The 24,889-nt window shown below is 60.2% G+C and carries 18 protein-coding genes; 4 read left to right on the top strand and 14 right to left on the bottom strand.

Annotation, left to right across the window (positions count from 1 at the left end; genetic code table 11):
* Positions 1 to 57: 57 nt before the first annotated feature.
* A complete protein-coding gene (locus AB5Y86_RS07855; RefSeq protein ID WP_019445450.1) occupies positions 58 to 498 on the bottom strand; it encodes a DUF2214 family protein in 441 nt (146 codons plus the stop codon).
* An 83-nt stretch (positions 499 to 581) separates the two neighbouring features.
* Here AB5Y86_RS07855 and AB5Y86_RS07850 point away from each other — a divergent pair, with 83 nt between their 5' ends.
* Positions 582 to 2,216, top strand: a complete 1,635-nt coding sequence (locus tag AB5Y86_RS07850) for a diguanylate cyclase (RefSeq protein ID WP_368192524.1) — start codon at positions 582 to 584, stop codon at positions 2,214 to 2,216.
* A 115-nt stretch (positions 2,217 to 2,331) separates the two neighbouring features.
* On the opposite strand, the gene AB5Y86_RS07845 is transcribed toward AB5Y86_RS07850, so the two are convergent.
* From AB5Y86_RS07845 to AB5Y86_RS07820, 6 genes are read right to left on the bottom strand one after another with little or no spacing between them, the layout of a single operon-like run.
* Positions 2,332 to 2,985: an HAD family phosphatase gene (locus AB5Y86_RS07845; RefSeq protein ID WP_019445452.1), complete on the bottom strand. Its 654-nt coding sequence runs from the start codon at positions 2,983 to 2,985 to the stop codon at positions 2,332 to 2,334.
* A 39-nt stretch (positions 2,986 to 3,024) separates the two neighbouring features.
* On the bottom strand, positions 3,025 to 4,032 hold the full coding sequence (locus AB5Y86_RS07840; RefSeq protein WP_368192523.1) for an ABC transporter ATP-binding protein: 1,008 nt from the start codon (positions 4,030 to 4,032) through the stop codon (positions 3,025 to 3,027).
* Positions 4,033 to 4,038: 6 nt separating this feature from the next.
* A complete protein-coding gene (locus AB5Y86_RS07835) occupies positions 4,039 to 4,815 on the bottom strand; it encodes an ABC transporter permease (RefSeq protein ID WP_017765538.1) in 777 nt (258 codons plus the stop codon).
* A complete protein-coding gene (locus tag AB5Y86_RS07830) occupies positions 4,808 to 5,707 on the bottom strand; it encodes an ABC transporter permease subunit (RefSeq protein ID WP_127006278.1) in 900 nt (299 codons plus the stop codon). Before AB5Y86_RS07830 ends, AB5Y86_RS07835 begins: the two co-directional genes overlap by 8 nt.
* Positions 5,707 to 6,540 (bottom strand): alkaline phosphatase family protein, encoded by an 834-nt coding sequence (locus AB5Y86_RS07825; RefSeq protein WP_149151941.1) that lies wholly within the window; start codon positions 6,538 to 6,540, stop codon positions 5,707 to 5,709. The genes AB5Y86_RS07830 and AB5Y86_RS07825 overlap by 1 nt, the downstream gene beginning before the upstream one ends.
* 9 nt (positions 6,541 to 6,549) lie before the next feature.
* Positions 6,550 to 7,611: an ABC transporter substrate-binding protein gene (locus AB5Y86_RS07820; RefSeq protein ID WP_005355254.1), complete on the bottom strand. Its 1,062-nt coding sequence runs from the start codon at positions 7,609 to 7,611 to the stop codon at positions 6,550 to 6,552.
* A gap of 198 nt (positions 7,612 to 7,809) precedes the next feature.
* On the opposite strand from AB5Y86_RS07820, the gene AB5Y86_RS07815 reads away from it, so the two are divergent.
* A complete protein-coding gene (locus AB5Y86_RS07815; RefSeq protein WP_368192542.1) occupies positions 7,810 to 8,640 on the top strand; it encodes a UTRA domain-containing protein in 831 nt (276 codons plus the stop codon).
* Between the two features lie 49 nt (positions 8,641 to 8,689).
* On the opposite strand, the gene AB5Y86_RS07810 is transcribed toward AB5Y86_RS07815, so the two are convergent.
* Complete coding sequence (locus tag AB5Y86_RS07810; RefSeq protein WP_005336490.1) at positions 8,690 to 9,454, bottom strand: helix-turn-helix transcriptional regulator; 765 nt, start codon at positions 9,452 to 9,454, stop codon at positions 8,690 to 8,692.
* A gap of 1,276 nt (positions 9,455 to 10,730) precedes the next feature.
* Between AB5Y86_RS07810 and AB5Y86_RS07805 the strand changes: the two genes are divergently transcribed.
* On the top strand, positions 10,731 to 11,357 hold the full coding sequence (locus tag AB5Y86_RS07805; protein ID WP_144716061.1) for a porin family protein: 627 nt from the start codon (positions 10,731 to 10,733) through the stop codon (positions 11,355 to 11,357).
* 84 nt (positions 11,358 to 11,441) lie between these two features.
* Here AB5Y86_RS07805 and AB5Y86_RS07800 read toward each other — a convergent pair whose 3' ends face one another.
* Entirely contained in the window at positions 11,442 to 12,440 is a 999-nt protein-coding gene (locus AB5Y86_RS07800) for a sensor domain-containing diguanylate cyclase (protein ID WP_058057085.1), read from the bottom strand.
* 267 nt (positions 12,441 to 12,707) lie between these two features.
* Positions 12,708 to 13,187 carry an N-acetyltransferase gene (locus tag AB5Y86_RS07795; protein ID WP_005356822.1) on the bottom strand — a complete coding sequence of 160 codons (480 nt, stop codon included), beginning with the start codon at positions 13,185 to 13,187 and terminating at the stop codon, positions 12,708 to 12,710.
* 662 nt (positions 13,188 to 13,849) lie between these two features.
* Here AB5Y86_RS07795 and drt2 point away from each other — a divergent pair.
* Entirely contained in the window at positions 13,850 to 15,127 is a 1,278-nt protein-coding gene (drt2, locus tag AB5Y86_RS07790) for an antiviral reverse transcriptase Drt2 (protein ID WP_368192522.1), read from the top strand.
* A 58-nt stretch (positions 15,128 to 15,185) separates the two neighbouring features.
* Here drt2 and recD read toward each other — a convergent pair whose 3' ends face one another.
* The 4 genes from recD to AB5Y86_RS07770 all read right to left on the bottom strand — a co-directional run bounded on the left by recD (position 15,186) and on the right by AB5Y86_RS07770 (position 24,858).
* Complete coding sequence (gene recD / locus AB5Y86_RS07785; RefSeq protein ID WP_368192521.1) at positions 15,186 to 17,249, bottom strand: exodeoxyribonuclease V subunit alpha; 2,064 nt, start codon at positions 17,247 to 17,249, stop codon at positions 15,186 to 15,188.
* Positions 17,246 to 20,854, bottom strand: coding sequence for an exodeoxyribonuclease V subunit beta (gene recB / locus AB5Y86_RS07780; RefSeq protein ID WP_368192520.1), 3,609 nt, complete (start codon positions 20,852 to 20,854; stop codon positions 17,246 to 17,248). The genes recD and recB overlap by 4 nt, the downstream gene beginning before the upstream one ends.
* Complete coding sequence (gene recC, locus AB5Y86_RS07775) at positions 20,854 to 24,207, bottom strand: exodeoxyribonuclease V subunit gamma (protein WP_368192519.1); 3,354 nt, start codon at positions 24,205 to 24,207, stop codon at positions 20,854 to 20,856. Before recC ends, recB begins: the two co-directional genes overlap by 1 nt.
* Positions 24,208 to 24,465: 258 nt before the next feature.
* Positions 24,466 to 24,858, bottom strand: a complete 393-nt coding sequence (locus AB5Y86_RS07770; protein ID WP_005342720.1) for a DoxX family protein — start codon at positions 24,856 to 24,858, stop codon at positions 24,466 to 24,468.
* Positions 24,859 to 24,889: the final 31 nt, after the last annotated feature.

The following is a 24,889-nucleotide window of genomic DNA, read 5'->3' as shown; positions in this document are numbered from 1 at the left end:
TGTCTTCGCTCTCGCTCTCAACGCGCTGCATCGCACTGCTTTTGAGCACCGCGAGTGTTACAGCAGCGAGGGCTTGGTGAACACGGCCAACAGGGCAATCAGTAGCAGATTGCCACGCAGGATCCACACCACCCGGAAGTGCTGCTGAATGGAGATCATCGGCGCCTTGCCCAGACGCAGGGCGCGACGCCAGCGATAGAAGAGGCGGCTGGGATAAACGAGGGAGCCGACAATCAGCAGAAACAGCCCCATCTTGAGGCCGTGGGCAGGATGGGCAAAGATCTCTGCCACCGAGCTGGCATGCTCGAGGGCCAGCAGAGACCCGGTGGCAAAGATGGAGAAGAGCGCCAGCGCCGCCACCCCATCTGCCAGCAGCAGGCGGCGCACTCGCAGCATGTTCAGGCCGCGCCGAAAGATCAGATACTCGACACAGAGGGCAAGGATCAGCACCGCTATGCTGCCATAATGAATCATTGAGAGCAGAGTGTGGTTCAGCATCGGAAACATCTCATTTTCTGCCTTTAGACGAGCCGCACAGCATCATATATGCTGGTGTCACCCGAGACGAAAAGGATCTGTTCATGTCCCCCGCCAAGCCCAAGAACACTTGGTCTTTGATCACCCGCATGCGGCTGGGCCTCCTCTTGCTCTTTATCCCTGTGTTGCTGCTCGGCAGCATCTACTACCTGCATATGGAGCGCACCCTGCGCCACGAGCAACAACAGAACCTGATTGCTCGCAACACCCAGTATTTCCATACCCTGATCGAACCCTATCTAGCGACCCTCAAACGCCAGTTTACGCTCATTTATCAGCAGGTAAATTATCAGGATTTCAGCGGCCCGGAGATCCTTAACGGCGAGCGCTACCTGCAACAGTGGCAGGCCTATCACAAGGTGATGGAGCTCGATTACGTCTACGTGGGCACCGAGCATCGCAAGATGCTGATCCACCCCTCCTGGCAGGCCGACGAGAAGTTCGATCCCAGAACCCGCCCCTGGTATCTGCTGGCATCCAGCCATCCCGGACAGATTGTCTGGACTGATTCTTATTACGACTACACCTTGGGCACCCTCACCATGGCGCTGGCCAGGGTGATTGAAGACCCTGACGGCAAGCGGGTTGGCGTACTCTCGCTGGATACCCAGCTCACCCCCCTCACCAGCTGGCTCAACAACAAGCATGATGAGACTCACCCTCTGGGGGCTGGCTATCAGATCCTGCTCAACCATGACGGACTGGTGCTGGCCCACCCGGATCGCGAACGGGTATTCAAACCCCTCGCCCACCCCGACTGGCTGGCCCGGATGCAACTGCCGCAGGGCTTTTTCCTCGATGATGCCAGCGGCCTGATGGTCTCCTACTACCGTATCCCCGAGCAGCGCTGGATCCTGCTCAGCGTCGAGCCCACCGCCAGCATGCAGCAGGTGATCGACAGCGTCTCCATCAACGTGCAGCTGATGATTGCCGTCGCCTGCATTCTCTATCTGCTGCTGGCCCTGCTCTGGTCCCGCTACTTCCGCCGGATGCTGGGGGAGATCACCCTGCTGATCCGCGCCAGCCGCTCCGGCGGTATAGCCTACAACGGCCGCCGCATGCTGGAGCTGGCCAAGGTCTATGAAGAGATGGATGCCGCCAGCCAGGACTTTGCCCAGATCCGCCTGCAAGCCCATCAGGACAAACTCACCGGGCTCTACAATCGTCGCTTCTTCGACGAGTGCCTGCAGAAGCAGCTCAACAGTGGCGCTCCCTTCGGGGTGGTGATGTTCGATCTGGATGACTTCAAACGGGTCAACGATACCCACGGCCATCAGGCGGGGGATGTGGTGCTCAAGCGGGTGAGCAAGCTGGGCATGAATCTGTTCCACGAGTGGGGCTGGTTCTGCCGCTACGGCGGCGAGGAGCTGGTGCTGATCTTCCGTTACGGCGAAGAGCAGCCAATGCTCCCCTCCCTGCTGGAAGCGTTCCGGCTCGGGGTGGAGCAGCTGGAGTGGCGCGAACCCGACCTAACCATCACCATCAGCGGCGGGGTGGCCTTCAGCCGCTCCGGACTCTCGGCCAAAGAGCTGGTGGAGCTGGCCGACAAGGGGGTCTATCAGGCCAAGCGGGAGGGGAAAAACCGTATCTGCTTCCCGCTGCGCCACCCCCCTCACCAGAGTGCCGAGGAGGACATTCCCGCCTTTGGCGAGCCCCGACAACAAACCAACGAGGGGTAGCTACAGCGGCCAGCACCAACCACAACGCCGTCAGCACAAACAAAGAGAGAGGCTACAGCCTCTCTCTTTGTTTATCGTGCTTCTTGCCGCACGTTAAGCCAGTGTGGCGCGCGACTCAGCGCTGCCACTCCCACACCGGCCAGCCCAGCTCCTCGGCTTGCTGGCGCAGCGCGGGGGCCGGATTGACCGCATGGGGATGGCTCACTGCCCGCAGCATGGGCAGATCGTTGTGGGAATCGCTGTAGCCAAAGCTCCCCTGCCAGAGGTGGTCCCTGCCGGCAAACAGCTGGTTGATGCGGGCCACCTTGCCCTCGCGAAAACTTAGAGTGCCGCGGGTCTGGCCGGTCAGCATCCCCTCCTCTTCATCAAGCAGGATGGCGACGCAGTGATCCATCCCCAACATCTTCGCCATGGGGGCCACCAGATGCTCGCCGGAGGCGGAGATGAGCACCAGATCGTCGCCCCGCTCCCGATGCCATTCGATGCGCGCCAACCCCTCGGGGTAGAGGCGCTCGCGCAGCACCTGCTCGGCAAAGCGGGTAGAGAGCGAGTCGAGCCACTGGCGCGTCTTGCCCGCCAGCGGTTGCAGGGTGAAGGCCATATACTGGTGCATGTCCATCTTGCCCTGATGGTAGAGGGACATCATGGCCTGCTCCTCCGCGATCATGCTGGCGGGGGCCAGCTCCTCGGCCACCATGTACTCCAGCCAGAGGCTGGCGGAATCCCCCGCAATCAGGGTCTCGTCCAGATCAAACAGTGCCAGTGCCATGGGCGCTCCTCGCAGTGAAAATGGAAATGAAATGCGGCCTCATGCTACCTCACAGAGTTGATCCCGGGCCACCGCCAGGGTCACGGCACTGCCGGTGGCCAGCAGATCGCCAGCCGAACGGTTGAGGCAATCCACCGTCAACAGCCCCGCCTCGCACTCCACCTGATAGCGGATCACGTTGCCGAGCAGCTGTTGCTGGCGAACGATGCCGGGCAGGCTGGGTTCGCTGCTGGTCGCCCCGGCGGGCAGCAGGGTGATGGACTCTGGCCGCAGCGCCAGCTTGCCCTGAAAACGGGGGCCGAACAGCGACTTGCCCTGCTCGGCGCCAAGCAGGTTGTAGTTGCCGATAAAGCTCGCCACAAACTCGCTGGCGGGGCGGGTATAGATCTCCTCCGGCGTGCCGCTCTGGACGATGGCTCCCTTGTTCATCAGGAAGATCCGATCCGACATGGTGAGCGCCTCCTCCTGATCGTGGGTCACGAAGATGGTGGTGAGCTCAAGGCGCTGCTGGATCTCGCGGATCTGCTGGCGCAGGCTGCGGCGGATGCGGGCATCCAGCGCCGAGAGCGGCTCGTCCAGCAGCAGGATCCGCGGCTGCACCACCAGCGCCCGGGCCAGTGCCACCCGCTGGCGCTGGCCGCCGGAGAGCTCGGCCGGATAGCGGCGCTCGAAACCGATCAGCTCCACCAGCTCAAGCGCCTCCTGCACGCTGGCGGCGAGATCCCGTCCCGGCTGGGGTTTCATCTTGAGGCCGAAGGCAACGTTGTCCCACACCGTCATGTTGGGGAACAGCGCATAGCTCTGGAACACCATGCCGATGCCCCGCTTCTGGGGTTCCTGCCAGGTGATATCTTCACCGGCCACCCGCACCTGACCGCCATCCACCGGGGTGAGCCCGGCCAGCGCCCGCAGCAGGGTGGACTTGCCACAGCCGGAGGGGCCGAGCAGGGTCACCAGCTCCCCCTTGCGAATGCCGAATTCGATCCCCTCGAACACTCTGGTGTCGCCGTAAGATTTGTGCAGTTGATTCACTTCTAGATGGAACATGTTGATTCACCGATGAAATCTGTTGGCCGCCCAGGTGAGCAGCAGGGTCAGCAGGAAGTAGCTCATCACCAGCGCACTGGTGAAGTGGCCCGAGGTTGAACGCATGTTGTAGAGGTAGACCTGCAGGGTCTCGTAACGGGTGCCCACCAGCATGTTGGCAAACACGAACTCGCCGAGCAGGAAGGAGAGCGAGAGAAACAGCGCCGCCAGCAATCCCTTGCGCAGGCAGGGGATCACCACCAGCAGAAAGGCGCGGCGACTGCTCGCCCCCAGCAGGTGGGCGGCATCCATCAAATCCCTGAGCGGTACCCCTTGCAGGCTGTTGGCCAGTGCCCGGTACATAAAGGGGAGCACCACTGTGAACCAGGTGCCGATCAGGATCCATGGCGTACCGATGATGGGCAGGACGCCGTCGGCGTAGATCTGCAGCAACCCCACCGAGGAGACCACCGGCGGCACTGCGAAGGGGAGCAGGATCAACAGGTTCATCCAGGGATCCAACTTGGGGAAGTAGTAGGCCACCACCAGCACGGTCGGTACCAGCACCAGGGTCCCCAGCAGCAGAGTGGCGAAGCAGACCAGGAGGCTTCGGCCAAACGCCGCCAGAAAGCGCGGATCGCCCCACAGCTTGAGATACCAGTCGAGGGTGAAGCCATCCGGCAGCAGGGTCGCCCCCCAGCGGGTGGAGATGGAGTAGAGAAAGGTGGCCAACAGCGGCAGCAGCAGGGTGGCAACCAGCCCACCCAGCACCCACTTGGGCCAGCGCGGCGTCAAATCATGCATGGGATTGCCCCTTGTTCACATAGCTCTTTTTCAGCAGCCACTGGTTGGCGGCCGTCACCACCCCCAGCAGCACCATCAGGATCACCGCCAGCGCCGCCGCCATATTGGGCTCGAGGAAGATATCTCCGGAGACCAGACTGGCCACCCGGATGGTCACCAGATTGAAGTTGCCGGTGGTGAGGGCGTAGGCAGAGGCATAGGCCCCCACCGCGTTGGCAAACAGGATGATCAGGGTGCCGAGCAGCGCAGGCGTCAGCACCGGCAGCGCCACGTGCCATACATACTGCCCCTTGCTCGCCCCCAGCAGCGCGGCCGCTTGCGGCCACTCATCCTGCAGCGCATCGAAGGCCGGGTAGAGCAACAGCAGGGCGAGCGGGATCTGGAAGTAGGTGTAGATGAGAATAAGGCCCGACCCCGAGTAGAGGTTGAAGCCGTCGATCAATCCCCAGGATTTCAGCAGCAGAGTCACTGCACCATTGATGCCGAGAATGATGATAAAGGCGAATGCCAGCGGCACCCCGCTGAAGTTGCCGGTCATGGTGACGAAGGCCAGCAGCAGCCGTTTGACCCGCTCACCGCTGTGACGCAGCGCCGCCGCCCCGAGGGTGCCGATGGCAAGCCCTGCCAGACTGGCGATACCGGCAATGCGCAACGAGTTGCCGAACGATTGCAGGTAGAAGGGGGAGCTCAAAATCTCCCGGTAGTAGTCGAGGCCCCAGCCATCGGGGGTCTGAAAGCTGCCCACCAGCACCCACACCATGGGGGCGAGCTGGAACAGGATCATCAAGAGGATAAACGGCAGCAATACCAGTGCGGGCAGCCAGTGGCGGCGCACCCGGAGCTTGGTGGCCACGGGTTGATCCGCGAGGATCTCGGTGGTGGCAGGCATCATCAGTGCACCTCGCGCATAAAGGCGGCCTTGAGCAGCGGTGGCGCTGCCGGCTTGTCGTGGGGAATGCCCAACAGATCGGCCATCAGGGCGCAGAGCTGGGTCTGGGCGATCGCCACTCCATCCGGCCAGCGCTCGATAAAGGCATCGCCAAACAGCCAGAGTGGCACGGTGCGCTCTTCCGGCAGGGTGCCGCCGTGGCTCAGGTCGTTGTTCATGCCGTGATCCGAGGTGATCACCACCTGATACCCCTCCGCCAGCCACTGGGGCAGCAGATCGGCCAGCAGGCTGTCCATGCGGCGCGCCTGATTGCGGTACTGGCGGGAATCGAGGCCAAACTTGTGGCCCGCATCGTCCACCCCCATCGGGTGGATCAGCAGAAAATCGGGATCGTACTGGCTGCGCAGCCACTCGCCATCCATCAGCAGATGGCTGTCGGGATAGTTGTCATCCCAGTAGAAGCAGCCGTGCTGAATGGGCAACTGCTCGTCGTGAGTAAAGCGATCGCGGGCTGCCAGCCAGGGACTGCGGTTGTAGAGTTCGCTCACCCAATGGTAGGCCGCCGCTGCGGTGCGTTTACCCGCGGCGCGGGCCAGATGGAAGATGGAGTCATGCAGACTGAGGCGACTCACCCCGTTGTGGGTGATGCCGCTCACCACCGGCGGCACGCCGGTCAGGATGCACTCGTAGAGGGGTCGGGAGAGAGACGGCAGGGCCGCATTCAGGGTCGTATGCAGGCCCCGCCCCGCCTCCACCATGCCACCGAGGTAGCCCATGGTGTGGGCTACCTCGGCTGCCAGACCATCCACAAGTACCACTATCACCTTGTGTTGCACTGGGTTCCCTTACTGCATGTTGATCATGACGGTTTCTTGCCACTGGCGCGGCAGGGCTTTGGAGCTCTGCTCCCAGGCGGCGTGATCCTGCACCGGCTTGGCATTGGCGTACTGCTCGGCGGGCAGCAGCTTGGCCTTCACGTCATCCGGCAGGGTCACATTGCTGCGGATCGGGCGAGCGTAGCCACGGGCCAGGTTGATTTGACCGGCATCGGAGAGGATGTATTCACGGGCCAGTTTGGCGGCGTTGGGGTTCTTGGCCCACTTGTTGATGATGGTGGTGTAACCGGCGATGACGGAGCCGTCGCTCGGGATCACCACATCAAACTTCTTGGGGTCGATCTGGTCGCGGTAGTTGAGGGCGTTGAAGTCCCACAGCACACCCACTTCCACCTCGCCCTTCTCGATATTGGCGATGGTGGGATCGTTCAGGGAGAGACGACCCTGCTTGGCCAGCTGACCGAACAGCTCCAGTGCAGGTTTCAGATTCTTCTCGCTGCCGCCGGTGGCATAGGCCGCCGCCAGCACGCCGTTGTTGGCCTGGGAGGCTACGCCCACATCACCCAGGGTCACCTTGTAGTCGCCACCCAGCAGGGATTGCCAGCTGGTGGGGGCGGCCTTGACCAGATCCTTGTTGATCAGGAAGGCGATGGTGCCGGTATAGGCCAGCATCCAGTGACCGTCGGCGTCCTTGGCCCAGTTGGGAATATCGGCCCAGGTGGAGGGTTTGTAGGGCTGGGTGACCCCCTGCTTGACCGCAACCGGACCGAAGGCGCCGCCCACGTCGCCGATATCGGCGGTGGCGTTGGCCTTCTCGGCGGCGAACTTGGCGATCTCCTGCGCCGAGCTCATGTCGGTATCCTGATGCTTGATGCCGTAGATGCTGCCCAGCTGCTGCCAGGTATCCTTCCAGTTGGCCCAGCTGTCGGGCATGCCGATGCTGTGGAGCTGGCCTTCACCGCGGGCGGCCTTTTCGAGATCCGCGATATTTTCGGCTGCATAGCTATTTGTGGCAAACAACGGTTGGCTGATGGCCACCATGGCCAGTGCACTTGCGATCACGCTTTTCATCATCCCATCCCTCTGGACTAGGTCAGTTAAGGTTCGAGAGGGATGCTAGAGGGGAATTGTGACGGTGGCGGGGCGCTTTAATGGCAGTTTGATGACAATCACCCTGTCATGGCGCTGTCATCCACAGCGGTTACAACTCTGAACCCGAGTGAGGCTGGACTATTCCAGTAAGGGATTGGCCAGCCACCCGCCTTCTGAATAAGCAACAGGGACAAGAGTGTGACCGAGCCGAGATTGAGCGAGCAGAGAGTGAACGAACAGAGCATGGCCGATGGCCGCTCCTCCTCCAAGTGCGAACAGATTTGCCAGACCCTGCGCCGCTATATCGGCAGCGGCCAATTGGGGGCCGGGCAGCAGCTGCCCGCCGAACGGGCCCTGAGCGAACGCTTCGCCACCACCCGCATCACCATCAAGGAGGCGCTCTCCAGCCTCGAGGCAGACGGCCTTATCTACCGGGCCGAACGGCGCGGCTGGTTCGTGGCACCGCCCCGCCTCACCTACGACCCCGCCATCCACACCCACTTTCACCAGTGGATCGGCGAGCAGCAGCGCACCGCCGAGACCCGGGTGCTGGCCCACGGCGGCGAGCTTGCCAGCAGTGAGCTCTGCCGCTGGATGGGGCTGGAACCCTTCACCCCACTTTATGAAATCCGCCGCCAGCGGCTGATCGATGGCCGCCCGGTACTGCACGTCAGCCACCACCTGCTGGCGAGCCGCTTTCCCGATATCGCCAGCGCGCCGCTGGCCAGCTCCCTCACCGAGCTCTATCAGCAGCGTTATGGCATAGGCCAGGGTGGAGCGAGTCTCGAGATCACCCCCTCGGCAGCGCGGGGCGCCATCGCCCGCGCCCTCAATCTGGCGGAGGGGAGCGCGGTGCTGCGGCTGGTGCGGGTCAATTACGACGAGCGGGGTGGTCTGGTGGATTGCGATATCGAACACTGGCGACCGGATGCCATTCGTATCTGTCTCGATACCCGGGCGCTGCAACCCATCATTGCCAAAGCGCAGCCCATGCAACTGGCAGAGTAACCACTCTCAGACTCACGAGCAGACACGGATCCCGCAGGATCCGCCGGGATCAGTTGTCGATATTGGGGATCATGTCGTCGAAGCTCTGGTAGCCGCAGTCGGCCAGTTGCAGCGACATGGTGTAGGTCTTGGCGTGCTCCTGCTGGCCGATGGCGGGGCGGTTGAGCTTGATCTCCTGATGCCAGTACTCCTTCATCCGGTCGATCAGCGCCATCGCCTCTCCCTCGTTGAGGTGCAGCTGGCAGAGCGCCATATAGTTGTTCGACTTGTGCATGTTCTCCACCAGATACTCCCCCAGCACCGACATTGCCTGCCGTGCCTGCTGACGGGCGAAGCGGCTGTGCTGCTCGAAGCTGATCCGCTCGCTGATCAGGAAGTGGTAACTGTTGTCGATACCGAGCTGCAAAATGCCGAGCTTCTCCAGCTTGCGCAGATAGAGGTAGCAGGAGGCATCGGTCAGGCCGTACTCCCGCTTGAGATCGATCAGCGTCTTGTCGCGCCAGAAGATATTGGCGAGAAAAGCGTAGAGCCCCGGCTCGTTGTGAAACGCCTCGTCCTGCTCCTGGGTAAAGACGGCGCGGCGGCTCTGGGCGTCCTGAGTGCGATCCAGCAGCTCCTCGAACGAGAGCCCCACCAGATGGCAGATCTCCAGCAGAGTATCGAACGGCAGCGAGGGCTTGTTCATCATCCGCTTCACGGTCGCGATGGAGACACCCATCGCCTCCGCCAGCGTCTGATAGCGGATCCCCTTGTCGGTCAGGGTCTTCTTCAGGGTGTCGAGAATATTGTTGGCCAGGGTCTGGCTGTAGGTCATGCCACTCTTCCTTGTTATCGCACTTTCATTGCATGGTTATGCCGAGTCAGCTTCTGACCTGTTTTTACCTTCAAGGCTCAGATATTGACACCGAAAAAACAGCCCAGAGAAAAAATCGCCTATAACGCCCATCAGGACAGACCAGTTGAACGATGAGGTCGCAAAATCTGACACCAGACAGTGCATATCTTTCAACCCGCAAACATTTTGCTAGTGCTGCATAGAACATCGCGCATAATCGAAACGTATCGAATTCAAGACCCTTCCTGGTTGAGAAATCGATTGTTTGCTTCCAAATTTTTATCTTTTAAACCGTAAGGTTTTTTCTCTTTCCTGGCATTGGGCGGCGCTGATAGCACCGCCCTTTTCTTTTCCCTGAATTCGCAGGTCAGGTCAAGGGCCCCGGCAAGGGGAAGTGTCACCGGCCACCCGCCGCCAACTGATGCACCAGCCACCACGATCTCTCTGGCAAGGTATCCTAAACGACCATCAATACCGTGTCATTGCCATTCAATATATTTAAATGGCTTGATTGGAAAGCTTCATTAAATATAAAACGAATATAATCAAGTTATTTATAATTCCAAAAACCTATCTTTTAAATGGCTTGTATATATAAGCAAATAAAATTAATCAGGCCGCACGACCCATATCTGCTTATCACACCTCACGCCCACCCCAGCGAGTGCTGCCGGGTAAAGAGAAAAGCCACCCACAAGCGCCCATTCGCGTATCTGATGGGTAGCATGGCCCACGCAAAAGCAGCCTCAAAAGACCACCAAAAGCCACAATGGGAACAATCCCAAACCTCAAAAAGAGCAAAAAACAGGCAAAAAGATAGATTTTTTTCTCGCGGTTCCACCTTGTGAATGCGTTCAAAAAATCATCGAAAAGAGCCTGACGCCTGTGAGTGACATCTGAGATGCCAATTTTTAGACAACTCATCATAGCTACGCTCGAATGAAAATTTAATGTCGATACAAATCAATCACATAGAGTCAAAACCGAACTCTCAGCCTGTCATTTTCCTCTCCAGTTAATTATTTAAACCTCAATAAAGCTAAAACTCTAATAACACCATTTATTAAACAAGATGCCCCTGCTTGCAGCCAGTCATATTTAGAAGAATGGGAAAATCACTCTCTTGTTATTCAGAAATTCGCTGACTATACTGCGCCCCCTCTGTGAAAGCAGAGCAATGACGGAAATATAAAAAGCTTCATGGATTGAGCAATATAAATCACACGCAGTTCACGCAACACAAGGTTATTTATCCATGAACAAGTTTAATAAAATTGCCGCATTCTCCCTGCTTGCTCTGGCCATGAATGGCGGCGCCCATGCTGAAGGCTGGTATGCAGGTCTGGATCTGACTACCTCCAAGATGGATCTCGATGGTGCGGCCAAAGACGCCTATGACGCCAAAGTGATCGACGACCAGCTCGACGGCGGCAGCCTGATCGTAGGTTACAGCTTCAAACCCTGGCTGGCCGTTGAAGGTGGCCTGCACGCCCAACAGATGGATCAGCTGACCTGGGTGACCTCCCCGATTGCAACCGGCTTTGCCGACACCACCATCGAAACCCGCAGCATCAGCCTGGCAGTCAAGCTGAGTCAGCCGCTGGCCTGGGGCTTCAGCGCCTATGCCAAACCGGGCATCGCCTACACCCGCACCGAAGTGGAAGTTGTCGGCAACGCCACCCTCCTCGGCTTCAGCGGTCAGGTAAACGAGAGCGCAACCAAGAGCAAGGTACACCCCAATCTGGAAGTAGGTCTGGACTACGCCTTCAACGACCACTTCTCTGCCGGTATCGGTTACGAGCGCCAGTTCGACGCCCTGAGCCTGGGTGACGAGCACTACTCTCTGGATACCTTCAAGCTGGGTCTGCGCTACCACTTCTAAGTCGCGCCGCGTCAGTAACAATGCAAAAGGGCCGCAGGTTTCAAACCTGCGGCCCTTTTTACTGCTCTTTTTCCGTACCCCGCGTTAGCAGATCTGGTCTTTACCCAGCTGCTTGGCCTGATAGAGCGCCCGATCGGCGCGCACCATCAGGCTCTCTTTCTGCTCATCCTGCTGATACTCCGCCAGCCCGAAGCTCATGGTAGCGGGCGCATGGGGACAGATGGGCTCGCTCGCCATCAATGCCTGAAACTTGCTCGCCACCACCAGCGCATCCTCGCGGCCGGTGTTGGGCAACAACACCATAAACTCGTCACCACCCCAGCGGGCCAGCAGATCGATCTCGCGGATATGACGGCGCACCAGCGCCACTATGTTGATCAGGGTCTGATCCCCGGCGTTGTGGCCATAGCTGTCGTTGATCTGCTTGAAGTTGTCCACATCCATGGCGATCACCGTAAACGGCTGATGGAAGCGGCGCGCCCGCTCGCACTCCAGCTGCAATGCCCGCTCCAACCGATAGCGGCTGGCGGCGCCAGTCAAGGCATCGGTCTCTGCCAGCAGACGGTTCTCCTCGGCTTTCTGTTGCAGCGCCTCGTTGAGCCGCACCAGCTCGGCGGTACGCTCGGCGACCTGCTGCTCCAGCGACTGATTGCGCCGCTCCAGCTGCTCCAGCAACAACTTGCTGGCGTGGATATCGCGATGGGCGCCGATCATCCGCGCCACAGACCCGTCGGGATTGCGCTCAATGATGCGGCCGCAATCCTCAATCCAGAGGTAACTGCCATCCCGGCAGCGGCAACGGTACTCGGCGCGATACTCATGGGCGCTGCCGCTCAGGCAGAGATCGAACTTCGCCATCACAGCCGCCAGATCGTCGGGGTGGATCACGTTCTCCCAGGTGAAGACGGTATTGCCGAGGGAGTGAGGCTCGTAACCCAGCATCCGGTACCAGCCCGGGTTGCGATAGACAAAACCGGTATTGGCATGCCAATCCCAGATGCCATCGCTGGTCACCTCCAGAATGCCATGCACCACGGCCTCGCTGACATCCGAGATCCTGATCGTGTCACTGTCCTGCACCATAGCAGTTATCCTTGTTCTTCCGCCCCGCGCCACCACGGGGAATCGCGCTGTTGTCGTGAGGCGCTACCTTGGCATATTGCAACAGATCTGTCAGCCAGAACCCCACCGAACCACCGCTTCCCCGGTTATCGGCCACTCACGGCGCAGGCTGAATCAGAGTGGCCATAAGTGTGGCTCAAGCGCGCCCCATTTACCGGATTTAACTCACGATTCAGTCATTTGGGTGATGGGAATAAATGAGGGGATACCCAGAGGCCCCCACAGAGGTCACTCGGCCAGAGTCAGCCGATAAAAATCCGTCTCCTGATGTTTCGGATTGGGGCGCAGAAATACCCAGCCAAAGCGCCGGTAATGATTCAAGGCCCGCACATTGGTACGGCTCACGGAGAGGATCGCCCATTTGCAGCCAGCCCCCAGCAACTGCTGGCGGATATAGGCCTGCAACACGGCAGCCAAACCGGTGCCACGATATTCGGGGAACAGATAAATCAGCTGCACATAGCCAGTCTCGGGTTCATCGGAAAAGCTGCGAAATTCCAGCTGGCCCACCAATTGTTCACCCGCCCAGACATGCAAGTAGTGCCATTGCGCTTGCCCCAGCCTTGCGCGTATCCGCTCCCGATAGCCGTCGATAAAGTCGGCAAAGCCGTCATGGGTATGAAAGCTGCAAAAATAGGCATCCCTGCGTGCCTGCACACAGAGCTCGTAATCCCGATCCAGATCGATAGTGTTAAATTCAAGTCTCAAGCAATGACATCCTGTCGTGTGTGGGTTGGATGTAGGGTGTAATAAGCGCAGCGCATTACACCTTTTGGCAGATAAATAGCAGCGGTGCAATTCACTTCGTTCTTTGCACCCTACCGGATTTCACGAAGCGGGCAAAATTGGCATTGTGCCAACCTGCGCCCCTCACCCTAGCCCTCTCCCAGAGGGAGAGGGGATAAAGCAGCATCAGAGATATGGTGTTAGCAATCACGTTATAACCACGGGGCCAAACCTCCCTTCTCCCCTTGCGGGAGAAGGGCTAGGGATGAGGGGAAGGAAAATAATATTTCATGGTAAACATTAGGCCTAGCAGGCGAAGACTCAACCAAGAAATTATTGAGTTTTTTCTCACCATAATTTATTATGTCTTCGCTTACTTATTTAGGAAGTAAGGTGTATCACAAGCTGTCAAGTAGAACGCTCACCAGTACACTGGCTAGCAGACGACTTGCATGGCCGCAGATGGCTAGTAGACTCACGTCGAACACTCCTGCGATGATGGTATCATATATCATATCTGACATTCGTGGCCGACATCATATAGATGTTGTGAATGCGTATTTAAGTACGTTTGTTAAGCCCGGATTGGGAATCGGATGGCCACAGTCCTTTACCTTTCCGGGTTTTGCAATTTAAGGCTCAATATGATGAACTCAGAAAATCAATGGTTTCGGAGTCGTGGCTACTTACATTTTGATTCTCCAGTAAAATTACGGAAAGCATGTCAAATTGTCAAATCTCCCCTTAATGTTGCCCAACATGCTTTTTTTCCTCTAATCAAGTACAATATACAAAGCCTTAAAATATCAATAGACAAAGATGGTAATGTTCAAAAGAAAATAAAAACAAGACCAATCTCATACGCATCACATATCGACTCTCACATTTACTCTTACTATGCAGGGTTACTCTCTGATTTATATGAAAAAGCTCTCTCTGAGTCGCAATTAGAAGAATCTGTACTTGCTTTCAGATCTCTTGGGAAAAGTAATATTGATTTTGCTAACATTGCCTTTGAAAAAATAAAGGCTCATGGTGATTGCACTGCAATCGCGATGGATATATCTGGTTTCTTTGATAATTTAGATCATGAAATACTCAAATCAATGTGGTGCAAATTACTCCAAGAACACTCATTACCAAATGATCATTTTAATATATACAGGTCTCTAACTAAATCATCTGTGGTCAATAGAGACCTATTGTATACAGCACTTAAAATATCGAGAAACAATCCCAAAGCTGCAGGATTAAGACTTTGCAATATAAAAACATTCAGAGAGAAAGTTCGAGGTCTTGGGTTAATAGAAACCAACTCGACTGGAAGAGGCATACCACAAGGAACATCTATAAGTGCTCTTCTGTCTAATATATACATGCTAGATTTCGACAAGAAAATAAAAGACATAGTGACATCTATTTCAGGAGAATACTATCGTTACTGTGATGATATGCTTTTTATCATCGACAGTGATAAAACCCGTGAATTAATCTCTCTGGTAACACAAAGTATCTCCGAGCTAAAAATAGAAATAAATGATAAAAAAACTGAGATTAGAACTTTCCATACATGCCGTGGGGTTCAAAAATGTGACAAGCCACTACAGTACTTAGGCTTTATTTTTGATGGTGAAAGAAAGCTACTTAGATCGGCGGCACTAGCTAGGTTTTCGGGCAGAATGAAAGCTGGGGTTAGGTTAGCTAAAAAGACGCATCAAAAATCCAACCTTATTGAAGAGAAAAATGGTGTAGCGAAAACACCACTATTTAAGAAGAAAATTTATGAGCGTTACTCGCATTTAAGCAAGCGAAATTTCATCACATATGGCCATAAAGCGGCAAATATAATGGGTTCTAATGCGATTAAAAGGCAATTAAAACCTCTTTGGGGGCGACTGCTCAAAGAGATGAATGAGCAATAATTTTCCACTCCTAAAAACATACGTTGACGGCGGCAACTCCCTTTACCGCCGCCATCAATCACTCCCCCAACCTCTCCGCCAATCCGGAATAACGTTCGGTCTTTTTCCGTACCGCTTGTGCCAACAGGGCGCGATCGCCGTAGAGATCGAGTTTCGCCTTGGCGCGGGTGATGCCGGTATAGACCAGCTCGCGGGTCAACAGCGGGCTGGGGCTGTCGGGCAGCACCAGCACGGTATGGGCAAACTCCGAGCCCTGGGATTTGTGGATGGTCATGGCGTAGACCGTCTCGTGGGGCGGCAAGCGGCTGGGCAACAGGGCACGCAGGGTGCCATCCGGCTGCTCAAACCATACCTTTAACCGGCCAGTTTCGTCGGGCAGGCAGAGCCCCATATCACCGTTGTAGAGGCCGACCCCGTGGTCGTTGCGCACCACCATTACCGGGCGACCGGCATACCAGTCGCCATCGCGGGCGATCAGGCCAGCCCGTGACAGGGCCAGTTCGAGCCGCTCGTTTAGCCCCAGCACGCCGAACGGGCCATCGCGCAGGGCGCAGAGGATCTGGAAGCTGTTGAATGCCTTGAACACGGCGGCAGGAGCTTCCCCCGCGCGGGCCGCCTTCAGATAGCTGCCGTAACCGGCTACCCCCTGAGCAATCAGGGCGTCGTAGGCCTCTCCCGCCCAGGGGTGCAGGCTGATATCGGCGAATCCTGCGCCCCAGACTGATTCCACCGCCGTGGCATCGCCGCTGTTGCAGGCGCGCGCCAGCTGACCGATGCCCGAATGCTGATCAAAGCGCCAGCTCTTGGAGAGCAAGCAGAGGCTGTCGCGCACCGGCGCCCCTGCGGGCGAGCCCTGCAAGCGGTAGCCGGTCTGGCGGGATAGCCACTCCGCCTGCGCCGGGCTGATGCCCTGTTCGATAAAGCTGCAGATATCGCCGAGCACGGCCCCCGCCTCCACCGAGGCGAGCTGATCCTTGTCGCCGAGCAGGATCAGGCGGGCGTGGCTGGGCAGCGCATCGAGCAGGCGAGCCATCATCGGCAAATCGACCATGGAGGCCTCATCCACCACCAGCAGGTCGAGGTGCAGCGGGTTGCCCGCGTGGTGGCGGAACTGGCTGCGCCCCGGAATGACCCCGAGCAGCCGGTGCAGGGTGCCCGCTGCGGTGGGGATCGCTTCCACCCATTCGGGGGGCAGATCGAGGGCCTGCAGGGCAGAGCCGATACTCTCGGTGAGGCGCGCCGCCGCCTTGCCGGTGGGGGCCACCAGCCGGATCGCCGGGGCCTTACCCGCTTGCAGGCCGGTCTCCACCAGAATGGCGAGCAGTTTGGCCACCGTGGTGGTCTTGCCGGTGCCGGGGCCGCCGGAGATCACCGCAAAGGGGCGCGCCGCCGCGGTGGCCGCCGCCAGCTTCTGGCCGTTGCAGCAGAGCGCCTCGGGCACCAGCGCATCCAGCTTGCTCAGGTCGCTCGCCGCCTGGGCGCTGGCCAGCAGCCCTTCGATAGCGGGCCAATCCACCTCGTTCGGGAACACCAGATCCAGATACTTCTCGATAAAGTGGCGGGCCGAGAAGTCGGGGGCGAGGCGGGCCTTGAGCAGCGCCGCGAACACCAACCCATAGTCGCGGGCAAACAGCCGCGACAGGGCCGGGGCAATCTCCGGCCATTCGGCTCGCTCGCTCAGGGCGCGCAGATGGCGGGCCACCCCCTGCTCGTGATCGTGGTAGCGGGTGAGGTAGAGCCGCCCGTGCCACAGCCGCAGCGGCCAGCGCGGGGCAGGCCCCTCATCCTGTTCGGTACCAACCAGGGGGGTGGCCGCAAACAGGGCGGGCCAGCGGGCAGGATCCGCCAGATCCCCCAGCAGATCCCGGCTCTGTTGGGGATCCAGCCCGAACGGCCGCAGTGATCCGGTAGCGAGCATCTCCAGCGGCAGACAGACATGGCCGCGCCCCAGCTCGAAGCAAGTGAGCGCCGCCCCCAGCACCAGCTCGGGGCTGCCGCCAAGGTCGGCCACCAGCCTGGCAAATTGCAGATCCAGCTGGCGGATGCGGCCAGCCAGCGCCAGTGTTTTGAGCCGTTCAACCATCATTGCGCTGGTCGCGGTGCTGATCATGGTGCCGCTCATGCCTCTACCTCGTTAAATGCTTGGGATCCCGCTGCTGGCAGCTCACTGCCTTCGCTAAACAACTTATCCAGCCCCAGCACCAGCTCACGGCTCGGGCGGGTATGGAAAATGCCCCCCTGCGGCATGCCGCGCAGGAACAGATAGAAAACGCCACCAAAGTGCTGCTCGAAGTCGTAACCCGGCAGGCGCAGGGTGAGCAGCCGGTGCAGCGCCAGCGAGTAGAGCTGGTATTGCAGGTCGTAGCGATGCTCCGCCATCGCCCGCTCCAGCGCCGGACGGCTGTAATCGGCAGGGCTCATGCCGAGGTGGTTCGATTTGTAGTCGAGCAGATACCAGCGCCCCTGCCACTCGAACACCAGGTCGATAAAGCCCTTGAGCATCCCCTGCACGGTGGCAAAGCTGAGCGGCTTGTTGCCCCGCGACAGCGGATCGTGCTGCTGGCAGAGGGCGGTCAGCGCCGGTGCCGTCACCCGCCCCATGGGCAGGAAGAACTCCAGCTCCACCTGTTTGCGCTCGGGGGCCAGATCCCGCAGCCGCACCGGATCACCAAAGCCGGTATCGAGCGGAGTATCGAGCACCGCTTCGACCTGCTGTTGCAGCACAGGGGCCCAGCTCTCGTCGAAGCCGTCTTGCAGCAACAGACTGGCGATATGCTCTGCCAGCGGCTCGCCCTCGGCGCTCTGAAAGTCGATGGTCTCGAACAGGCTGTGCAGCAAGGTGCCGGGGCGCGCCCCTTTCGGGAAGGTGAAGATGGAGGGCTGGGGTGCCTCGTCCGGTTGCTCGGAAACCAGCGCAGCCGCCTCGGTCACCACCTCGTCATCGAAGCCGGGATTGGCCAAGACCCCCTTGCTGTGGCCGTGCCCCTGCGCCGCCAGCCCGGAGTAGGAGCTGATCCACCAGTCCCGCTCAAGAGAGCCGCCAAAGTGGCGCACCTGCGGCTCGCCCAACTGCTCCTCCTCTGGCGGCAGCGGGGCCGGACGGGTGAGCGAGGGCTCACCGACGGCCACCCCGGGCAGCGCCTGAGACAGCTCGGTGAGGGCGGTCGCCAGGGTTTCGGCGTCCCCCTCTTCCCCCTTTTGCAGCAGGTAGCCGATGGCGGTGTGGTGCAGGTCGGTCTTCTCCGACTTGCCCGCCCCCGCCCGCACCGGCGCCAACCCCAGCCAGGTGGCGTAGACGCCCCGGGTCAGGGCCACATAGAGCAGCCGCAAATCTTCGGCAAGGCGCTCCCTGTCCGCTTCGGCGAGCGACGAGTCGGCGCCGGTCAGATCGAGAATGGTGCGATTGCCCGCCTCGTCCGCCTCGTGATAGAGCGGGGTCTCGGCGGTTCTGTGGCTGCAGATAAAGGGCAGGAACACCAGCGGGTACTCCAGCCCCTTGGATTTGTGGATGGTGACGATCTGCACCAATTTCCGCTCGGATTCGAGGCGCAGTACCTGCTCCGCATCCTGCCCGTTGGGGCGGCTCACCGCCTCCCCAAGCCAGCGCAGCAGGGCATACTCCCCATCCAGCTCGCTGCTCACCTGTTGCAGCAGCTCGCCAAGATGGAGGAAGTTGGTCAGCCGCCGCTCGCCATAGGGGCTCGCCAAAAGCGAAGAGGCGAGATTGCGCCGGTGCAGCAGGGCCCGCAGCATCGCCAGCACGCCGCGGCGGTGCCAGATCTTGCGGTACTCCATAAACTCCTGCACCGCGCTCTCCCACGCCCGCTCGTCGCTGGCCAGCCCATCGAGCGCCTTGGCGTCGAGATCAAACAGCCCGGTCGCCAGCGCCGCCCGCAGGCTGCGCTCTTCGCTCGGGTTCTGGCAGGCGTGCAAAATCAGCAAAATCTCCCGCGCCTCCACCTGCTCCAGCACGCTCTCGCGGTTCGACAGATAAACGGAGGCGATGGCGAGGCGCGCCAGCTCCTGCTGCACCAGTTTGCCCTCGGCGCCGGTACGCACCAGCACGGCGATATCCCCGGCCTTCAGCGCTTTGTCACCGATCAGCGCCTTGCCCTCGCGGGCCAGGGTCAGCAGGCGGTGGATCTCGGCGGCGGTGGCGCGGGCCATCTTGCTCTGGTAATCCCCCCGATTGAAGGTGGGCTGGCCGGTCAGCTGCCAGCAATGGAGCACAGGGGCGGTAACGCCATCGAGCTGCAGCGCCTTGCTCTTGCCCTGCGCCTCCACCGGCAGGAAGGGGATATCCGCCTCGTAGATAAAGGGATCCTTGGCCCGCTCGAACAGGCCGTTGACCGCCCCCACCAGAGCACTGCTGGAGCGCCAGTTGCGCCCGAGGGTGTAGTGGGCGCTCACATTTCGCCGCGCCTGAATGTAGGTAAAGATGTCGGCGCCGCGAAAGCCGTAGATGGCCTGCTTGGGGTCACCGATCATCAACAGCGCCGTGTCTGTGTGGCCGCCGTAAAGCCGATGGAAGATGCGGTACTGCTGGGGGTCGGTATCCTGAAATTCATCGATCATCGCCACCCGGTAGGTGGCGCGAATCCGCTCGCAGAGCCGCTCGCCAAGGCTGGAGCCGAGCGCCCCGTCGAGATCTTTGAGCAGGTCATCGAACGAGAGCTGATGGGCTTGGCGCTTGCTCGCCTGCATCCGGCTGCGCACTACTTTGGCCGCCCGTTGCAGGATCAGATCCCGAATACCGGGGCGACTCGCCAGCAGTTCATCGATTTGGCTGAACAGCGGCAGGGTCGGCACAGCGCCCCCCTTCTTGAGGTTCTCCTCCAGCACTGTCTGGCCGAAGCGCTCCAGCTCCTTGGGGATGGCGTAGCCACTGCTTTCGTCCTGTGCCCAGTCGCTTATCTTGGCAAGCCACCCTTCGTAGTTCTTGCCGGTGTAGCGGCTTACTTGCCCGTCGGTCTGGCGGCGGATCTCGTCCATCTGCGCCAGCCATTCACTCTTCACCGCCGCGATGCGGCTCATGGCGGCCTGATGGCGGGCGGCGAGGGTCTCGTCCCCCAGTGCGGGGTGGATCTCCAGCTCGCTGTTGTCGAGCCAGCTGCCCATCTCCCGCAGCAGGGCGGCGGGGCTCGGCCAGAGCGCGCGCACCGCGCTGGCGAGGGCTTTATCCACCGGATAGAACTCGGATCGCCAGTAGTCGCTCACCGCCTGCAGCCTGAGCTGGCTGTCGTCGGTGAGAAATTCGGTTTCAAAGAGGGCGCCGGATTCGAAGGCGTTCTGCTTGAGCATCCGCTGGCAGAAACCGTGGATGGTAAAGACCGCCGCCTCGTCCATCTGGCGCTCGGCGGCCAGCAGGCGACGGGCCGCCAATTCGTGATCGTCCACCTCGTCCAGCAGTTGGGCCAGCAAATCATCCTTGCTCTCACCGCGCATAAAGGCGAGGCGCGCCTCGTGAATGCGACCGCGGATCCGCCCGCGCAGCTCGGCGGTGGCGGCTTCGGTAAAGGTCACCACCAGAATTTCGGTCACCGAGAGCGGCCGCTCGTGGGCGCTCGGCTGACCAGAATCGGCCCCCTCCTCAATGAGCGGGCCGTGGCCCAGCAGCAGGCGCAGGTAGAGACCGGCGATGGTGTAGGTCTTGCCGGTACCGGCGGAGGCTTCGATCAGTCGTTCACCATGGAGGGGAAAACGCAGGGTATTGAGCGGGTTAGCCATTATTTCAGCTCCTCCAGGATCTTGAGCAGCGGGGTCAGGTGTTCGCGGGCCAGCGCCTGCAACTGACCAAGCACCTCGTCATCGAGTTCGGGGAAGCAGCGGGCGACGTAAGGATCTTGCCCCTCCCCATTGATCATCCAGCCGCCGTTGAAACGGGTGAGTGCCGCCTTGTCGGCCGCCTCCGGCTTGTCGGGATCCTTCTCGATCGCCTTGAGCCAATCCCAGGCGGTGTTGGGGAAGAAGGGCAGCGGTCGCTTCATCCCCTGCGCCCAACAGGCCACCAGCGCCGCCAGCTTGGGGCGCGCCTCGTCGGCAGCGAGAACAGGCAGGCGCAGACTCTGTTTGGCATCGAACAACAGGGTGTCGCCGGGGGCGCCGCTCAATGAGAGGCAGAGATGCTGGATCCAGCCCAGCAGCAGATCCTTGCCGTTGAAGCTGCCGGGTTTGACCACCAGCAAGCGCCCCTTCTGGGTGTCGATCCACCCTTGCAGCTGGCCCTGAGTGAGGGAGATATCGATCTCCACCGCCTGCTTTTCTGCCTCATTGGCTGCCACCCAGGGCCGCAGCCGATCCGCCAGCTTGCCCATCTGCTCGTCCAGATCCTCCAGCAGCAGGCTGCCGAACCACCCTTGCGGCAGCAGGCCGGTAAGCTGCAGCCGCTCGCGACGCACGGCACTGTCCCCCTGTGCTAGGTGAGCATCGAGCAGCAGGTCTTTCAGCTGATAATGTTGCAGGCCGTCCAGCTCGAACGGTTCGCTCTCCTCGATGTTGGCCTCGTTCAGCTCAAACCACACCTTGAGACGGCGGTTGAGGAAATATTTGGTGGGCTGGCGATAGAAGCGCAGCAGCTCCGCCAGCTCCAGCCCCTGCTCCTTGCCCCATTCGGGAGGTAAAGGCAGCTCGCCGCTCTGGAAGTTGGCCGCGCCGCGCACCGGATTGAGGGCAGGCAACCAGTCGGCAGCATAGGTAAAGAGGCGCGAACCCGGCTCCGGATAGAAGTAGTTGCGGCTGTAGGGGGTGAGCGGATGCGCCACCATCAGATGGTTGAGCAGCCGCTTGCCGGAGGTTTCGTCGTCCAGATCCTCATCCCCCGCCAGCACAAAGCCCTGCCGCACATAGTCGATCAGCTCCGCCAGCAGCACCGAGGGCACCTTGTCGCTGTTGTCCTGCGCGCTGAAACCCTGATAACTGATATAGAGCCCCTGCTGGGCACTGAGCAGCGCCTCGAGGAAGAGGTAGCGGTCGTCATCGCGGCGGGAGCGATCCCCGCGCCGCGACGCCACCGCCATCAGATCGAACCCCATGGGGGCCAGGGTGCGCGGGTAGACGCCGTCGTTCATGCCGAGCAGGCAGACCTGCTTGAAGGGGATGGAGCGCATCGGCATCAGGGTGCAGAAGTTGACCTGACCGGCGAGGAAGCGCTGGCTGGAGCGGGACTCCCCCAGCACGCTACCGAGGTAATCCTGCAACAGGTCGGCGGTAATGGGCTGCTCGAAACGGGCCTCGCCAAGCCGGGTCTGCCACTCAGCCAGCTGGCTGCGAATGAGCTGGAGCTGACGCTCTTCATCCTCGTCGGCCAGATAGAAGCGCTCCAGCAGTGCCAGCAGGCAAGCGTTCCACTCCGCCAGCGGCTGGGCCTGTTGCAGGCGGGGCAGGAATTCGGCCAGCGAATCGACAAACCAGGCGAGCTTGCCGAGCGCCAGCCCCTGCTGACCCTCGATGTCGGCGTAGGGCAGGATGCCCGCCACCGGCTCGCCATCCCCCATGGCAAAGCCGAGCAGCATGCGGCGCAGGCCGAACAGCCAGCTGTTGCCGGACATGGGCGGCAGATCGAAACGGACTGGGTAACCGTCATCCAACCCCCAGCGGATGCCGGTCTCCTGCACCCAGACCCGCAGCTGGTTGAACTCGTCGTCATCCAGCTCGAAACGGCGCAGCGCGGCGGGCACCTCGAGAATGGCGAGCAGCTCCCCTGCCCCGAAGCGGGCGTTGGGCAGCTTGAGCAGGGCGAGGAAGCTTTGCAGCAGCGGACTCTCCTGACTCGCCGCCCGATCCGAGACCGCAAACGGGATCTGGCCGCGCGCGCCAAACACCGCCTGAATATAGGGGCCGTAGCTGTTCACATCCGGCATCATCACCACCACATCTTTCGGGGTGAGGGACGGGTCCTGCTCGAACAGCGCCAGCAGCCGGTCGTGCAGCACCTCGAGTTCGCGCATCGGGCCGTGGCAGGCGTGGATCTGCAGGGATCCATCCGCCGGATCGATGGGGCTCTTGTGATGGCTGCTGTCGAGATCGAACTGACCGGCGCCTCGCTCGGCCAGCTCCAGCACATCCTTCTGGATGGCGCGCAGCAGGCTGACATTGCCCTTGCCATCCACTTCGTCGATATCGACGAACGCCTCGATTTGCGGCACCTCCAGCTCCATCAGCTGATGCAGATAGTCGCGCCCCAGCTTGCCCATGGAGGCGAGCAGCGGGTTGGCGGGGCCTTGCAATGTCTCGATATCGGTGCCGGGTTTGAGCTTGTTTTCGAGGCGTGCCAGCGTCTTGCGATCCAGCAGATCCCCCCAGTAGTAGCGACAGGGGTTGGTGACAAACAGGTGCACCTCCACCTCCGGCCGGCTGCCGAGGGCCAGCAGCGCCTCCACATAGCGCGGCGGCAGCGCCGAGATGCCGAACACAAAGACCCGCTGTGGCAGCTTGCCCGGCAGATCGGCGGTACGCGCCAGCTCGTGGATAAACTCCTCGTAGAGGTTGGCGCGGTGGTAACCGCTCGGAGAGAGCGCCAGGGTGCGAGCCACCAGCTCGCGCCACAGTTCGGGCTGCCAGTCCTGACCGCTCACCCCGGCCAGCTCCTGACTCAATCCTTCCCCCTCTTCCCAACGGGCGATCCAGTCCGGCCGGTAGACCAGATACTGGTCAAAGAGATCCGCTACCTTCTGGCAGAGCTGCCACAACCGCACCTGCTCGGGCTCCTGGGCAGGATCCTCCTCATCTCCCCCGCCCAGATAGGCGGCGAGCGGGGCAAAGGCGGGGCGCTCCAGCAAGGCAGGCAGAATGGTCATCAGCTGCCAGCTCATGGATCCCTTGTTGTAGGGACTCTGGCGCGGTACATCCGCCAGCACCCGGGTGAACATCTCCCAGATAAAACTGGCGGGCAGCGGAAAGTCGATATTGGCGGCGATGCCGAAGGCCTTGGCCAGCTCCAGCTTGAGCCACTGGGCCATGCCCGGACTCTGCACCAGGATCTGCTCCCGATCGAAGGGGTGAGAGAGGGGGACCTGCCGGATGCGGCTCACCAGCAGCTCTTTGAGCAGATCCAGCTGATTGGAGTGGTAGAGGGTAAACATGAGCAATTCCCGCCTGTGGATGAGAGGGGGCGAGGGAAAAGGCGAGCCATTTCCGTCACTTTACAAGAGAGGGAATTGTCGGGGATCGGGGGGGAAGATGCAAAAGGCTCTTGTGGCCAGCAGGCGGGTAAACCGCTGAACCATGAGGGGCGCCGCAGATTTGGCGCGCCGCCTCACCTATCCGGAAAACGCAGACAGAAAAAAGCCGGTGCAGTTGCACCGGCCAAAAGGCATTGGAAAACTTGACTCTTCAAGGCATTACCAGTTTTTGCCGAGACGGGCATCCAGACTGAAAGCCCCTGCTCCGGCCGCCGCCAGCGCCAGGAAACCACCGGCAACGGAGACGTTCTTCATAAACATCAGCATCTGCATCTGTTCGGCAGGCTGATAGTGGAAAATAAAGGCAGCCATCAGGGTGAAACCGGCCAGCAGCACGGAGAGGCTGCGGGTAAAGAGACCCAGCACGACGGCAAGGCCACCGCCCAGCTCAAGCAGGATCACCAACGGCAACATAAAGCCGGGTACACCCATCGCTTCCATATAGCCCTGAGTACCGGCATAGCCGCCGATCTTGCTCCAGCCCGCCATTACGAACATCAGCGCCAGCAGTACACGACCCGCCAGCAGCGCTACATCTTTCATCTTATCCATTTCATATTCCTCGTTTGTGTCACATCACCGC

This window comes from Aeromonas sp. s8, assembly GCF_040907785.1.
Classification (GTDB): Bacteria; Pseudomonadota; Gammaproteobacteria; order Enterobacterales; family Aeromonadaceae; genus Aeromonas; species Aeromonas veronii.
The sequence above is the reverse complement of the archived record's forward strand: the minus strand, read 5'-3'. Positions and strand labels throughout refer to the sequence as shown.